This is a genomic window from Streptomyces sp. NPDC020996 (assembly GCF_040641355.1).
Classification (GTDB): domain Bacteria; phylum Actinomycetota; class Actinomycetes; order Streptomycetales; family Streptomycetaceae; genus Streptomyces.
Genome location: NZ_JBFADM010000019.1, coordinates 83,685 through 97,429, shown reverse-complemented (window position 1 = coordinate 97,429; position 13,745 = coordinate 83,685). Strand labels below are relative to the sequence as shown.

Annotated in this window: 13 protein-coding genes; 8 read left to right on the top strand and 5 right to left on the bottom strand. The window is 72.5% G+C overall.

Going from position 1 to position 13,745, the window contains the following annotated elements:
• Positions 1-45: 45 nt before the first annotated feature.
• The gene (locus AB0G63_RS16435; RefSeq protein ID WP_360750418.1) at positions 46-591 is read right to left on the bottom strand and encodes a sigma-70 family RNA polymerase sigma factor; all 546 of its coding nucleotides are present in this window, start codon (positions 589-591) and stop codon (positions 46-48) included.
• Between the two features lie 256 nt (positions 592-847).
• On the opposite strand from AB0G63_RS16435, the gene AB0G63_RS16430 reads away from it, so the two are divergent.
• The gene (locus AB0G63_RS16430) at positions 848-2,002 is read left to right on the top strand and encodes a CapA family protein (RefSeq protein ID WP_360750374.1); all 1,155 of its coding nucleotides are present in this window, start codon (positions 848-850) and stop codon (positions 2,000-2,002) included.
• 126 nt (positions 2,003-2,128) lie between these two features.
• Here the strand turns inward: AB0G63_RS16430 and AB0G63_RS16425 are convergent, their stop codons facing one another.
• The gene (locus tag AB0G63_RS16425) at positions 2,129-2,590 is read right to left on the bottom strand and encodes a universal stress protein (protein ID WP_360750372.1); all 462 of its coding nucleotides are present in this window, start codon (positions 2,588-2,590) and stop codon (positions 2,129-2,131) included.
• Between the two features lie 557 nt (positions 2,591-3,147).
• On the opposite strand from AB0G63_RS16425, the gene AB0G63_RS16420 reads away from it, so the two are divergent.
• Entirely contained in the window at positions 3,148-4,005 is an 858-nt protein-coding gene (locus AB0G63_RS16420) for a polysaccharide deacetylase family protein (protein ID WP_360750370.1), read from the top strand.
• Positions 4,006-4,036: 31 nt separating this feature from the next.
• Here the strand turns inward: AB0G63_RS16420 and AB0G63_RS16415 are convergent, their stop codons facing one another.
• Positions 4,037-4,702 (bottom strand): class F sortase, encoded by a 666-nt coding sequence (locus AB0G63_RS16415; RefSeq protein ID WP_360750368.1) that lies wholly within the window; start codon positions 4,700-4,702, stop codon positions 4,037-4,039.
• Positions 4,703-5,035: 333 nt separating this feature from the next.
• Between AB0G63_RS16415 and AB0G63_RS16410 the strand changes: the two genes are divergently transcribed.
• A complete protein-coding gene (locus tag AB0G63_RS16410; RefSeq protein WP_360750416.1) occupies positions 5,036-5,569 on the top strand; it encodes a hypothetical protein in 534 nt (177 codons plus the stop codon).
• A 175-nt stretch (positions 5,570-5,744) separates the two neighbouring features.
• Here AB0G63_RS16410 and AB0G63_RS16405 read toward each other — a convergent pair whose 3' ends face one another.
• On the bottom strand, positions 5,745-6,509 hold the full coding sequence (locus tag AB0G63_RS16405) for a hypothetical protein (protein ID WP_360750366.1): 765 nt from the start codon (positions 6,507-6,509) through the stop codon (positions 5,745-5,747).
• 891 nt (positions 6,510-7,400) lie between these two features.
• Between AB0G63_RS16405 and AB0G63_RS16400 the strand changes: the two genes are divergently transcribed.
• The 5 genes from AB0G63_RS16400 to AB0G63_RS16380 all read left to right on the top strand — a co-directional run bounded on the left by AB0G63_RS16400 (position 7,401) and on the right by AB0G63_RS16380 (position 12,756).
• Positions 7,401-8,351, top strand: a complete 951-nt coding sequence (locus tag AB0G63_RS16400) for an SCO0930 family lipoprotein (protein ID WP_360750364.1) — start codon at positions 7,401-7,403, stop codon at positions 8,349-8,351.
• A gap of 304 nt (positions 8,352-8,655) precedes the next feature.
• A complete protein-coding gene (locus AB0G63_RS16395) occupies positions 8,656-9,468 on the top strand; it encodes an SAM-dependent methyltransferase (RefSeq protein ID WP_360750362.1) in 813 nt (270 codons plus the stop codon).
• On the top strand, positions 9,465-11,609 hold the full coding sequence (locus tag AB0G63_RS16390) for an EAL domain-containing protein (protein WP_360750360.1): 2,145 nt from the start codon (positions 9,465-9,467) through the stop codon (positions 11,607-11,609). Before AB0G63_RS16395 ends, AB0G63_RS16390 begins: the two co-directional genes overlap by 4 nt.
• A gap of 51 nt (positions 11,610-11,660) precedes the next feature.
• The gene (locus AB0G63_RS16385) at positions 11,661-12,047 is read left to right on the top strand and encodes a DUF4440 domain-containing protein (RefSeq protein WP_360750358.1); all 387 of its coding nucleotides are present in this window, start codon (positions 11,661-11,663) and stop codon (positions 12,045-12,047) included.
• Positions 12,048-12,357: 310 nt separating this feature from the next.
• On the top strand, positions 12,358-12,756 hold the full coding sequence (locus AB0G63_RS16380) for a peptidase inhibitor family I36 protein (protein ID WP_360750356.1): 399 nt from the start codon (positions 12,358-12,360) through the stop codon (positions 12,754-12,756).
• A gap of 57 nt (positions 12,757-12,813) precedes the next feature.
• Here AB0G63_RS16380 and AB0G63_RS16375 read toward each other — a convergent pair whose 3' ends face one another.
• Positions 12,814-13,701, bottom strand: a complete 888-nt coding sequence (locus tag AB0G63_RS16375) for a LysR substrate-binding domain-containing protein (RefSeq protein ID WP_360750354.1) — start codon at positions 13,699-13,701, stop codon at positions 12,814-12,816.
• Positions 13,702-13,745: the final 44 nt, after the last annotated feature.

The following is a 13,745-nucleotide window of genomic DNA, read 5'->3' as shown; positions in this document are numbered from 1 at the left end:
GTCCTCAGCAAGGCGCTTTACCGAGGTTTGACCCAGGCGTCGGTTTCAGCGCAGGTCGGCCGCGTAACCCGGAAGCACCCGGCGCAGGGCGCGCAGCGCGTAGTACGCGCGGGACTTCACGGTACCGGGCGGGATCCCGAGGGTTTCGGCGGCTTCCGCCACACTCGCCCCCTGGAAGTACACGAGCACCAGGACTTCACGGTGTTCGGGAGTGAGTGTCTTCACAGCCTCCCGCACATCGAGGGCCGCGGCCGCCCGTTCGGCGTGATCCGCGCACACCCGGGCGTTCTCCAGGATGGCGTCGCCGACCTCCGCAGGCCGCGCCTGCCGGGCCCGCCGCGCGTCGATGGCCAGCCGGCGTGCCACCGTGAGCAGCCAGGGCCGTACGGACTCGAAGGCGTCGGCGCGCAGCGCCTCGGGATGCTGCCAGGCGCGGACGAGCGTCTCCTGCACCAGGTCCTCGGCGCGCTGCCGGTCGCCGTCGCAGAGCCTCGTCAGCAGGGCGAAGAGGGGCCGGCCGTGCTCGCGCTGCAGAGCGGCGATCTCGTGCTCGGCGGTCGTCCCGTTCGTCATTGTGGTTACGGCCGTCATGCGCGTATGGCACCCCAGGGCGCGGTCGCGGGACAGGGTCCGTACCGGGATCTGCGACGGACGGTCGATCGCGTCGACGAACGGTTCGATGAACGGTCCCCTCCGCTCCGGCCGTTCGGTTCCGGTCACCCCCGAAGCGTCCCCGGAGCACCCCGTCCGCGCGCCGGACGGGCTAATCGGGGGGCGCGGGCCGTTTGGGAAGGCCGCCAGCTTCGTACCTATTCGTGGGTAAATATGACCACAGTGGGGTGAGCTGATGATTGCACGCAGACGACAGGTTGCCCTGGCCCTCACGGCCTTGCTCGCCGCGGGCGCCGCCTGTCAGTCCCAGCACCACACGCCGGCCGTGAAGGCCGGACGCCCGGCCCCGTCCGCCGTCACCAAGGGGTTCACGCTCGTCGCCTCCGGCGACGTCCTCCCGCACAGCTCGATCATCGAGCGCGCCCGCTTCGACGGCGGCGGCAGCGCCTACGACTTCCGTCCGATGCTGGCCGGCATCAAGCCCGTCGTGTCCCGCGCCGACCTGGCGCTGTGTCACATGGAGACCGTGTACGGCGCGAACGGCGACTACACCGGGTACCCCACCTTCAAGTCCCCGCCCGAAGTCGCCCAGGCCCTCGCCGACACCGGCTACGACGGCTGCTCCACCGCCTCCAACCACACCCTCGACGACGGCGCCGACGGCATCCGCCGTACCCTCGACGCCCTCGACCAGGCGGGTGTCCGGCACGCCGGCTCGGCCCGCACCGAGGAGGAGGCGCACGCCGTCACGGTCCTGCGCGCGGGCACGGCGAAGGTGGCCCACCTCTCGTACACCTACGACACCAATGGCATTCCGCTGCCGCAGGGCGAGCCGTGGGCGGTCAACCTGATCGACGGCGACCGGATCGTCGCGGACGCCCGGGCCGCCCGCCGGGCGGGCGCCGACGTGGTCGTGGTGTCGGTGCACTGGGGCACGGAGTGGCAGGACGAGCCCGACCTGCAGCAGCTCACCGTGGCCCGGCAGCTCACCGCCGCCCGTACCGGCGGCCGCCCCGACATCGACCTGGTCCTCGGCACACACGCCCACGTCCCGCAGGCGTACGAGAAGGTCAACGGCACCTGGGTGGTCTACGGCATGGGCGACCAGATCGCCGGTGAGATGGTCAACCACCAGGGCGCCCAGGACCCGCGCGGCAACCAGTCGAGCGTCGCCCGCTTCACCTTCGCTCCGCCGGCCCGGCCGGGCGGGCGCTGGGAGGTGACCAAGGCGGAATTCGTCCCGCAGTGGTTCGACGTGGACGCCGGGCGGGTGGTCGACCTGAACCGGGCGATCGCCCAGGGCGCCGGGCTGCAGGGCGTACGGGACCGGATCCGGGACGTGGTGCTCAGCCGGGGCGCCGCGAAGGACGGGCTCGTGATGGCGCGTTAGCGGGGCCGCTGGGCGGGGTGACCGCGAGGCGGGGCGGCGGCGGGGCCGTGCGGCGGGGACATGGAGCGACCGGAGGAGTCCAGCCGGGTCGTGCCGGACTTCCCGCCCACGCTCCGCGGCGCCCGGTCACGGCACGACCGTCACCGGCCAGCGCCCGGCCTTCACCAGCCGTACCGCCACCGAGCCGATGATCCGGTGGCCGGCCTGTTCCGAGGCGCCCACCACCACCGCGTCCGCCTTCAGGTCGTCCGCCGCCTTCACCAGGCCGGTGTAGGGGTCGCCGCGGAAGGTGTGGAACTCCCAGCGCACCTCGTACAGTCCCTTGAGCCGCTGGGAGGCCTCCCGGATCTGCTTGACCAGGTCCTCCGCGATCTCGTCGGTCGTGTCGGCGACCGGCGCCCCCATCGCCGCGCCCGCCGCCATGACCGGCTGGACGTACACGGCGGCGAGCAGCGCGTGCTGCCGCCTGGCCAGGCCGGCCGCGTACGCCGCGGCACGGAGCGAGGAGTCGGAGCCGTCGACGCCGACCACGATGACCTTCGGTCCGTCCGTGCCCCGCTCGAACTGGTGCGAGTGCTGTTCCGTCACGGCTTCGAGGCTAGCGGAAGCCGCAGGTCCGGCCGCCACGCGGGATCCTCCCCGGCGGCGGGGCACACATGGCGCGCAACCGGGACGCCAGGGCGCCGGGGGCCGTCCGCCGGACCGTACGCCCCTGCGCCGCCGGGATCCGCCGGCGGGGCCCGTCGCCCCGTCCGTGCGCAGACTCCGGTGAAACGGGCACCCGTAGACCGCGCCACGGCCCGCGATCACCGTGGGCCTGCCGTCGCCGGCGGCGCGCGGCCTCGCCGGAGGGGGCGAGACGGATCTGGCGACGGCGTCGAGCAGCTCCGACAGCGCGCGGCCTCGCCGGAGGAGACGAGACCGGGCGACGCCCCCTTCTCCGGCCCGCGTGAACTGCCCGTCTCCGGCCTCCTCGTCACCGTCCCCGCGCGGCCTCCGCCTCCCGGGTGTGGCCAACCCGCCTCACCCGACTGGAAGACGGCGTTCGTCGTATGACCCGAATACTTGAGCCGGGTGAGTGCTTTCCTACCGCCGCATCGGTGTAGGTGGGGTGCGCCCGGCTACGGCCGGTCGACTGATGAGTCATGAAGAAGGATCAATTGCTCACCCGACGAAGGCTGTTGCTCGCAGGCGGAGCCGCCGCGCTGGGCGCGGCCGGCACGGTCGGCGTGCTCACGCTCGGCGGAGGCGACTCGCCGGCCGGGTCCACCGCTCCCGTCGCCGGCCCGGCGGGCCCCGAGGCCCGCCGGGCCCGCGAGGCGCTCAAGCCGTCCGCCTACCGCCTCCAACCTCTGACCGGATACGGCCCGCCGCGCGTCGCGCCCGGCCCGACCGTGGTGCGGCACGAGCCGTTCCTGCGGCTGCCCGGACCCGGCCGCACCATGGTCCTGACCTTCGACGACGGGCCGGACCCCCGTTACACGCCGCGTGTCCTGGACACGCTGGCCGAGCACGACGTGCACGCGATGTTCTTCGTGTGCGGGGAGATGGCCTCCTACAACAAGGATCTGCTGGCCAGGATGGCGGACGCCGGTCACGTGATCGGCAACCACACCTGGTCGCACGCCCAGCTGACCCAGCTGAGCCGCGCCGGGATCCGCTCGGAGATGGAACGCACCAGCGCCGTCATCGAGGACGCCTGCGGCGAACGGCCTGCCTGGTTCCGCGCGCCCTACGGCGCCTGGAACCGCGCGGTCTTCCAGATCGGCGCCGAACTGGGCATGGAGCCGCTCGCCTGGAGCATCGACACCCTCGACTGGACCACCCCCGGCACGCGCGCCATCGTCGACCGGGTCGAGCACGGCGCCGCCCCCGGCGTCGTGGTGCTCTCGCACGACGCCGGGGGCGACCGCTCGCAGAGTGTCCGCGCACTGCGCGACTATCTGCCGTACCTGCTGGATTCCGGCTATCACATCACCGTGCCGCGACGGCACGCCGTGTGATCCCGATTCCGCCCGCCCGGCCGGGGAACGCTCAGCGGACCTCGGTCAGGCGGGCGAAGACGACGACATTGCCGTCGTATCCGTTCTGCTTGGTGAAACCGCCCCCGCAGGTGATGACCCGCAGTTCCGGGGTGCCCTTGGAGGCGTAGACGCGGTCGCCGGGGAAGTTGCTCTTCGCGAAGACCTCGATGCCGTAGATCTCGAACACGGCCGTCTTCCCGTCCTGGCGGGCGACCTCGATGTGATTTCCCTTCTTCAGGGCCCCGAGGCCGTAGAAAACGGCGGGGCCCTGCATGTTGTCGACGTGGCCGACCACGACCGCGGTGCCCTTTTCGCCGGGAGTGACCGCGCCGGTGAACCAGCCCGCCAGATTGGGGTCCTCCGGCGGCGGTGCCGCCACCCAGCCGTCCACGTCGAGGCCGACCGGCATGACGGGCGCGTCTACCTGGATGGCCGGGATCCGCACCCGGTCGGGGGCGGAGTACGGCAACGGCTGGACCGAGGCTGGGGCGGCGGAGGGGACGCGACCGTCCGCGGCGGCCGCCGAGGCGGGCTGCGGCGGACCCATGTCGAATTCCCCCGAACCATTCCGAATGAGCGCCAGGCCGGTCAGCAGAACCAGCGCTATCACGCCCCAAGGAGCACGCCTCTTCGGGCGCAGCTCCTCCTCGTCGTCGGCCAGCTCGAACGCAGACATTCGACTTCCCCTCTCGACGCGACCGTCGCCGCGTCATTCGCGCATACGAGAAAGCTATGTCCGCCGCACGGAACCGGCGACGGGGGAGAGGCGAACGGGTGGCCCCGCACTTCCCCGGTGAGCCATCCGAGTTGCCGGGCACAGAAAATTTCTGATGGTCCGTGACCTGCATGGATATCAGATTGCATGGTCATCGCCCGGCGTGTTGTCTCACCAGGACGGACCATCCCCGAAATGCGGGCGCGCACGCGGCAACTGAGGGTCATTTCCGGGAGGCGCTTTCTCGCCGATCCACCGGGGACGGGCCCCGGGGCGTCTTCCGCGGAGGATCACATGCGTACTACTCGTGCCCTGGCTGCCTCTGCCGCCGCGGTCGCCGCCCTCGGGCTCGCCGCACCGGCGGCGGTCGCGCGGGACGGCATGAACATCAATCCGAGCAACATCGTCGCCCTGCCCAGCGTCATCGCCCGCGGCGGGCAGCTCACCATCACCGTCGACGGCTGCCCCACCGGCGGCACCGCCACCTCGGACGCCTTCGTCCAGCCGGTCACGCTGACACCCATTCGCGATGACGGCTCGATGCACAGTGACGGCATTCGCCGTGACGGCACGACCGCGAAGGGTACGGCGACGATCAGCAACAACGCGCGGACCGGATCGCACAGCATCACCGTCAACTGCGGCGGCAAGACCCTGACCAACCCGGCCGCCTTCACCGTCATCGGCGGTGTCCGCGGCGGCCTCGGCGGCAGCAGCTCCAGCGGGGCGACGCCGACCGACCTGGCGATCGGCGGTGGGCTGGTGGCGGCCGCTGTCATCGGCGGCGGGCTGTTCTGGATGCGCCGCCGTTCGGAGCGGCAGATCTGAACCCTCCGGCGCACCGGACCCCCGGACCCCCGCTCCCCTTCGCGGGACCGGGGGTCCGGTGCGTCCGGCCGAAGTATCCGGCCGCGTGCCCGGCCGGGGCGGGCGCCGGTGTGCGCCCGCCCGGGGTGCGCGCCGGTGCGCGGGTGGGTGCCCGTGGTGCGCCGGGGCGGGCCCGTCAGCCCGTGATGTGGGGGAAGAGGTGCAGGAACGGGGAGGCCGACGCGGGCAGGCCCCGGCTGTAGGGCGCGTCGAAGTCCCAGATGAGGAACAGCAGGAAGGCGATCAGCGCGGAGAACAGCCCGGCCAGCGCCAGTTCGCGGGCGGTGCTCCGGATCTGCAGCGCGAACACCATCCCCACGGTGACCACGGCCCCGCCGATGAGCCCGAACCACACCACCCCCGGCATCGTCGCACCCTGCGAGTCGGCGCGGGCGCTGCGCGCCTCGTCCGCCGCCGCGACCTGGTCGACCAGGGGCTGGTAGGCCTGGGCCTCGAAGTCCGTCCTCGGCCGGTAGTCGGTGACGTCCCGGCGGACGCGGCCGAGCAGTTCGGCGCCGTGCTCGGTGACCCGGTGGTGGTCCGCCATCGCCTTCCACTCGGTGCCGACGACGTACCCCACGTAGGCGTCGACGTCGCCGCGGATGCGGTCGCGGACGCCGGCCGGGTAGACCCGTACGCGCTCGGAGATCTCGTGCAGGGCGACGGCCTCGCTGCGGACATGGTCCTGGGCGGCGCTGCGCGACTCCCACACCCCGGCGATGGCCAGGCCCAGCACGATGGCGTACACCACACCGATCCACATCGTCATGTACTCGATGACGTCCGGGGTCTCGCTGGGATCCTCGTCGACGGCGGCGGTGCGGTGGCGCAGGAGGGTGACGGCGACCACCGCGACGCAGGCGGCCGGCATCGCGAGGGTGAGAACGAGCCAATCCGGCAAGACGGGCCTCCTGAGGGTCAGCGCGGCCGCAGCGCGGCGACGGCGATCACGGCGGGTGCGGTGATGAGCAGGACGTAGGTGACGGGCGACCGGCGGTGGCGGGGAGGCCGCCGGGGCGGCTGCGCCCGGTACCGGGGGTAGCGCACCGGAGCCGCGGACGGGCGCGGGGCCGGTGTGGCCGAGGGCCGCGGGGCGGGTCTCGGAGCGGGCGCCGACGGGTGCGGCGTGGGTGCGGGTGACGTGGGCGTGGGTGGCGGGGGAGCAGGAGGAGCGGGCGGTGGCTGGGGCCGCGGCTGCGCCGGCCGGGCCGGCGGAGTCGGCGGGGGCTTCGGGGGCGGGGCCGGACTCCTGGTCGGCGTGGGTGTCGGCGTCGGGCTCGGGGTGGTCGGCGCGGGCGTCGGCGGGGGTTTCGGGCAGGCCGGGAGCGTCGGCCAGGCCGTCGGCCAGGCGCCGCTTCCGGCGACCGCCACCGCTGTGGTGCCGCCCGGCCCGGTCGACGCGTACGCGCAGGCGTCGGCGGACGCGACGCCGGCCGGGGCGCCCAGCAGCAGGCAGGTCAGCGTCGCCGACGCCAACGTCCGTGCGGCGCGGCCGGATCGGGACGGTTCGGGTCGATGCACGACGGAGAGCATGAGCCGCCGCAGGGTGTCGCATGCGGCCGCGCCGGGAGGGTTGACCCGAAGGGAGGATGCGTGGGCTGTACCGGTTTGGCGGCGGTCATGGCCAGATGTCGTCGTCCTGGACACTTGCGCGGGATGTCGCACCGGATCGCGGGTCCCGGAAAGAAATTCGTGCCGCGGTTGAACACAACCACGTGCTCCGTGCGTACCCAGTGTCGTGCGGCGGCGCAGCAGGGCGCTGCAACACCCATGTGATTTCGGGGAGTTGACGATGAAGACCTCCTGGCGGAGCGCCTCACTCGTGGCAAGCGCTGCGGCCGTGCTGGCGCTGACGACGGCGTGCGGTCAGGAAAACGCCACGTCGGCGGGCACCCAGAACGTCGGCGCGACGGCGGCGGCCGGGGACTACGGAAGTGTGGGCGCCGCCGCGAGCGCGAGCCCCAGCAACGGCTACGGCGCGGACGGCCAGGGCTCCGCGACCCAGACCTCCGCCGCGGGCAAGCTGTCCGTCGCCCAGAACCCGGAACTGGGCAAGGTGCTGACCGACAGCGCCGGCCTGACCCTCTACCGATTCGACGCGGACACCGCCGAGCCGCCCAAGTCCAACTGCGACGGAGCCTGTGCCACGACCTGGCCGCCCGTGCCCGCGGACGACGCCACGGCGGGCGCCGGAGTCGACAAGTCCCTGCTCGGCGAGGTCACCCGGGCCGACGGCACCAAGCAGCTGACCATCGGCGGCTGGCCCGCGTACCGCTACGCGAAGGACACCAAGGCCGGGGACATCGCCGGACAGGGCGTCGGCGGCAAGTGGTACGCGCTGGCCCCGGACGGCAAGAAGGCCACGCTGGCCTCCCTGCCCGGACTGTCCACCCGCAACGACCCCAAGCTCGGTGAGATCGTCGTCGACAAGAACGGCCACACGGTCTACCGCTTCATGAAGGACGAGGCCTGGCCCAAGCCCGTGTCCGCGTGCACCGGCTCCTGCCTGGAGAAGTGGCCGGCGGTCGGCCCGGTGGCCGCGAACGACACCAAGGGCGTGCAGAAGAAGGGCCTGATGAGCTTCACCCGGCCCGACGGCGTCAAGCAGCAGACCATCAACTGCTGGCCCGTCTACACCTTCTCCGGTGACAAGAACCCCGGGGACACCAACGGTCAGGGCATCGGCGGTACGTGGTACGCCGTCGCGCCCGACGGAAAGCCGGTCGGCGCGCCGAAGCAGTAGCGGTCGCCTCCCCACGGCTGATCGCCGGGCAGCGCGCCCGACCCACCGTCCGCCCCCTCCGCGCCGCACGGAGGGGGCGGACCGTTGTGCGTCATGACCGGACATGGTGGTATCGCTTCTTCCTGGACCGGAATATTGCGGAAGGCTCCGATGTCTTTCGTCGCGAGTGTGTGGTATGCCAATTCGGCACATGCCGCAGGCAGTGACCGGGAACGGATGGTCAATTTCCGTTTTCTCTCGCTCTGTTGGCAGGCGATCAGTAGCCTCACTTCGAACACCGGATCGCCTACGCCTGGAGAGATAGATGGAGCGTCCCGCCTGGGCCCCACGGAGCATCGACATCTCGGTGCCGAGCGTTTCGCGAATCTACGACTACTACCTGGGCGGTTCGCACAACTTCGAGGTCGACCGGGAAGCGGCCCGCAAGGCCATGGAGTTCATGCCGGGACTCCCCAAGATCATGCAGGCCAACCGGGCGTTCATGCGCCGCGCGGTGCGCTTCGCGGCCGACGAGGGCATCACCCAGTTCCTCGACATCGGTTCCGGCATCCCGACGTTCGGCAACGTCCACGAGGTGGCCCAGGCGGCCGCTCCCGGCACCCATGTCGTCTACGTCGACCACGACCCGGTCGCCGTCGCCCACAGCCAGGCGGTGTTGCAGGGCAACGAGGACTGCGGCGTCGTCGCCGCCGACCTGCGCAAGCCCGACGAGATACTCGAAAGCCCCGAAGTCCGGCGGCTGATCGACCTGAACCGCCCGGTGGCGCTGCTTCTGGTTGCCATACTGCACTTCGTGGAAGACGAGGACGACCCGTACGAGGCGGTGGCCCACCTGCGCGACGCGCTCGCGCCGGGCAGTCTGCTGATCCTCACTCACGCCTCGTACGAGGGAATACCGCTCCCGGAGGAGCGGGCCGCGGGCACCGTGGATGTGTACAAGGACATCCGCAACCCGCTGATCATGCGCTCGCGCGACGAGATCGCGCGGTTCTTCGAGGGGTACGACATGGTGGAACCGGGACTGGTGCCGATGCCGCTCTGGCGGCCGGAGACGGCGCCGGAGGACGAGGACCCATTCGCCTTCTCCGGTTTCGCGGGCGTGGGGCGTACGGCGTGATCGAGGAACCGGACGGCCCGGAGGGCAGAGTGCGCCGGTTCGCGACGATATGGAGCCGGGCGGTGTTCCCGGTGACCTCCACGTCGCTGACCCGGCCCGAGTTCGAGGAGCAGCTCCTGCCGCTGGCGCGGCGGTTGAGCCAGGCCCTGCACGCCCGGGCCTTCGACGCGGACCAGGGCAAGACGGTCGGCGCCGCCCTCGTCACCGCGCACTGCACCGACCCGGAGGCCCTCAGCCGCACCCTGGACTGCGTCGACGCCTACCTGGTGCTGTACTGCGGCGAGGACGGCGACCAGGAGGAACTGCGGGCCCGCTCGGCGCGGTTGCAGCACGCCATGGCCGCCGGGTTCGCGCAGGCGCTGCGGGAGCGGACGCTGGCCGAGCAGGAGGCCATCTCGGCGGCCGCCCTGACGGCGCAGGGCGTGGTGGCGCAGGCGCTGCACGCCAGCGAGGCCCGGTTCCGCGCGGTCTTCGAAGGCGCGGCAATAGGGATCGGCATCGCCGACCTCGAGGGCAACATCCTGCAGGTCAACGGCGCGCTGTTGCGCATGTTCGGCCTGCCCCCGCAGGGCTTCCGCGGCCGTAACGTCATGGAGTGGACGCACCCCGAGGACGCGCCGCAGACCTGGCGGCTCTACGAGGAACTCGTGCGCGGCGAGCGCGAGCACTACCACGTGGAGAAGGCGTTCAACCGGTCTGACGGAACGGTTCTGTGGACGAACCTGACGGTCTCCCTGCTGCGCGACCCCGACGGCAACCCGCAGTACCAGCTCGCCCTCATGGAGGACACCACCGAGCGGCGGCTGCTCAACCTGCGCCTGCGCTACGAGGCCACGCACGACGCGCTCACCGGCCTGCCCAACCGCACCTTCTTCTTCGAACGCCTGGAGAAGGCGCTCGGCGCCGGCGAGGGCCAGCGGTTCGGGCTGTGCTACCTCGACCTGGACGGCTTCAAGACCGTCAACGACAGCCTCGGCCACGCGGCTGGCGACCGGCTGCTGGTCGAGGTCGCCGACCGGCTGCAGGCGTGCGCGACCGCGCCCGGCGAGATGGTCGCGCGGCTGGGCGGCGACGAGTTCGTCGCGCTCACCACCGGCCCCGACACCGAGCGCGGGGTCGACGAGCTCGCCACCCGCATCATGAACGCCCTCATCGCCCCGATCAGCGTCGACGGCCGGGAGCTGACCGTGCGCGGCAGCATCGGCATCGTCGAGGGCCCGGCGGGGGAGCGCAGCCCGGCGGAGGTGCTGCGCAGCGCCGACATCACCATGTACCGGGCCAAGTCGGCGGGCGGCAACCGCTTCGAGCTCGCCGACCCCGAGGCCGACGCCCGCGTCATCACCCGGCACGGGCTGACCACCGCGCTGCCGACGGCGCTGGACCGGGGCGAGTTCTTCATCGAGTACCAGCCGCTGGTGCACCTCGGCGACGGCAGCGTGCGCGGTGCCGAGGCGCTGGTGCGGTGGCTGCATCCGCAGCACGGCGTCCTCGGCCCGGACCGCTTCATCCCGCTCGCCGAACACACGGGCCTGATCGTGCCGCTCGGCCGCTGGGTGCTGGAGCAGTCCATCCGGCAGGCCCGCGCGTGGCGCGAACGGCACGGGGCGGGGGCGGATGCGGGGCCGTTGCGCATCAACGTCAACCTCTCGCCGTGCCAGCTCACGCATCCCGGCCTGGTCCAGGACACCGTGGACATCCTCGAACGGGCCGGCGTCGAACCGAACGCGCTGTGCCTGGAGGTCACCGAGTCCGCGCTCATCGGCGCCGACGACGACCTGCTCAAACCGCTGCGCCGGCTGGCCGAGATGGGCGTCGACATCGCCCTGGACGACTTCGGCACCGGCTACTCCAACCTCGCCAACCTGCGCCGGCTGCCGGTGAGCGTCCTCAAGCTGGACCGCTCCTTCACCCAGAGCATGCAGCAGTTCCCCGCCGACCCCGTCGACCTGAAGATCGTCGAGGGGATCGTCTCGCTCGCTCACAGCCTGGACCTCGCGGTGACCGTGGAGGGCGTGGAGACCGGCGCCCAGGCCGAGCAGCTGCGGATCCTGGGCTGCGACACGGCCCAGGGCTGGTACTACGCGCGTCCGGGCCCCCCGGACCGCCTCCACGAGCTGGCCCTGGTCGACGCGACGGGCTGACGCCACGCCCCGCGCCGCGGCCCGCCCGGGGCCGCACGCGATCATGTGAGGGTGACGCAGGAACCGGACGACGACGTGGGCGAGGCGATCGCGGGCGAACTGAGCCTCCTGGACCCCGCGGTCCGCTCCCGCGCCGGGGCCGCCGGCCTGCGCGACCCCGAGTTCGTGGAGGTGGGCGCCTCGGGCCGTCGCAACACGTACCCGGAGACGCTCGCCGAGCTGCCCGACATGCCGGGCAGTTCGGCGGACGGCCCCCGCTACGAGCCGTCGGCGATCACGGGCGTCGTACTGGCTCCCGGCCTGGTGCACCTGACGTACGAGACCGTCTTCGACGGCCGCCGTGCCCGCCGCAGCGCCCTGTGGCGCAAGCAGGACGAGGAGACCGGCTGGCGCCTGTACTACCACCAGGGCACACCGGTGGCGCCGGACCGCGCCTGAGACACCGGAGCAGGCGGGGGCGCGTGGGGTGGGGGTGCGCGAGCCGGGCGCCTCGGGGGAGCGGGCGGTCCGCCGCCGATGCCACCGGAGGCCCCGGCTCATATGGCGGAGGGGAGGTGGCGGCGGCCTCCTCGGGTGCCTCTCGCGCCCCTGCGCACGCCCTGACGGCCGCCGTTTCCGGCGCACGAGACTGGCGACCGTCGCCCGGGTGCCGCCCGGGGACACCGACGGAATCGACGGAACCCGTGGATCCCGTGGATCCCGTGGATCCCATGGATCCCATGGAACCCATGGAAAGGGGACGATCTCCATGCACCGTGTCACCGCGCTCGCCATCACCTCGCTCGCCATCGCCGCATCCCTCGGCACAGCTCCCGCCGCGTCCGCCGCCGTCACGGCTCCGGCCGCTCCGGCGACCGTTGACAGCGCCGCAGCCTTCCGCTGCGATCCGGGGCACTTCTGCATCTACAGCGGCTGGAGCGGCGGCGGCAGCCGCTGCCAGTGGACGGCGCAGAGGGTCGCGAACACCGCCGACCAGTGTTCCTTCATCCGCAACGGCAAGAAGGTGCTGTCCGTGTGGAACGGGACCGGCCACCGGGTTCAGTACTACAAGCAGACCAACTACCACGCGCGCGTCGGATCGACGCCCGCCGGACACGGGGGCAACCTCCAGGGCAGTTACCAGATCCGCTCCTTCAAGAAGCAGTAGTCCGGCGAGCAGCGGGATGCCGGCAAGCGCGCCGGGTTCGCGCGGGCCGGTGTCGCCTCACCGCTCCAGCAGCATCCGCTGCAGCTCGCGTGCCGCCCGGGGCGGGGCCACGTCGCTGCGGTGGGCCAGGGCGATGGTGCGGTGCAGGCCGGGGCGGGCCAGGGGGGTGACCCGCAGGCCGCGGCCCGAGCGGGCCGCGACCATGCGGGGTACGACGGCCACGCCCAGGCCCGCCCGCACGAAGCCGAGGACCGCGTCCATCTCGCCGCCCTCCACCGCGAAGTCCGGCTCGAACCCCTCCGCGCGGCACGCGGCCACGGTCAGTTCGCGCAGGTCGTAGCCGTGCCGGAACATCACCAGACGCTCGCCCTCCAGGTCGGCGACGCGCACGGTCCGCCGGCCCGCTCCGCCGGGCGCCGGCGCCTCCGGTGAGGAGACCACCACCAGGTCCTCGCGCAGCAGCTCCACCGTCGTCAGCGCGGGCGACGGCGTGGGCAGCGGCAGCACCACCAGGGCGAGGTCGAGGGCGCCGCGGGCGAGCTCCCGCACCAGGTCGTGCGAGCCGCCCTCCTCGATCAGCAGCCGAACGCCGGGGTAGCGGTCGTGGAAGGCGCGCAGCACGTCCGGCAGCAGGCCCGTGCACAGGCTCGGCGTCGCGCCCAGCCGGACCCGGCCGCCGCGCAGCTGCACCAGCTCCTGCACCTCGTAGCGGGCCGTCTCCGCGTCGGCCAGGATCCGCCGGGCCAGCGGCAGCAGGGCCTCGCCGGCGTCGGTGAGGCTGATGTTGCCGCGCGCCCGCAGGAACAGGTCGGCCCCCAGCTCCCGCTCCAGCGCCTTGATCTGCTGCGACAGCGACGGCTGGGCGACGTGCACCAGTTCGGCGGCCCGGGTGAAGTGCCGGGTCTCGGCGACGGCCACGAAATACTGGAGTTGCTGGAACTGCATACTCGTACGATAGCGCCGGCCTATGGAAACAAGGCAGACCATGT

Excerpts from the sequence above, each read along its gene's own strand:
- AB0G63_RS16435 (WP_360750418.1), bottom strand. The coding sequence starts at position 591 with ATGACGGCCGTAACCACAATGACGAACGGGACGACCGCCGAGCACGAG.
- AB0G63_RS16430 (WP_360750374.1), top strand. The coding sequence starts at position 848 with ATGATTGCACGCAGACGACAGGTTGCCCTGGCCCTCACGGCCTTGCTC.
- AB0G63_RS16420 (WP_360750370.1), top strand. The coding sequence starts at position 3,148 with ATGAAGAAGGATCAATTGCTCACCCGACGAAGGCTGTTGCTCGCAGGC.
- AB0G63_RS16415 (WP_360750368.1), bottom strand. The coding sequence starts at position 4,702 with ATGTCTGCGTTCGAGCTGGCCGACGACGAGGAGGAGCTGCGCCCGAAG.
- AB0G63_RS16410 (WP_360750416.1), top strand. The coding sequence starts at position 5,036 with ATGCGTACTACTCGTGCCCTGGCTGCCTCTGCCGCCGCGGTCGCCGCC.
- AB0G63_RS16400 (WP_360750364.1), top strand. The coding sequence starts at position 7,401 with ATGAAGACCTCCTGGCGGAGCGCCTCACTCGTGGCAAGCGCTGCGGCC.
- AB0G63_RS16395 (WP_360750362.1), top strand. The coding sequence starts at position 8,656 with ATGGAGCGTCCCGCCTGGGCCCCACGGAGCATCGACATCTCGGTGCCG.
- AB0G63_RS16380 (WP_360750356.1), top strand. The coding sequence starts at position 12,358 with ATGCACCGTGTCACCGCGCTCGCCATCACCTCGCTCGCCATCGCCGCA.
- AB0G63_RS16375 (WP_360750354.1), bottom strand. The coding sequence starts at position 13,701 with ATGCAGTTCCAGCAACTCCAGTATTTCGTGGCCGTCGCCGAGACCCGG.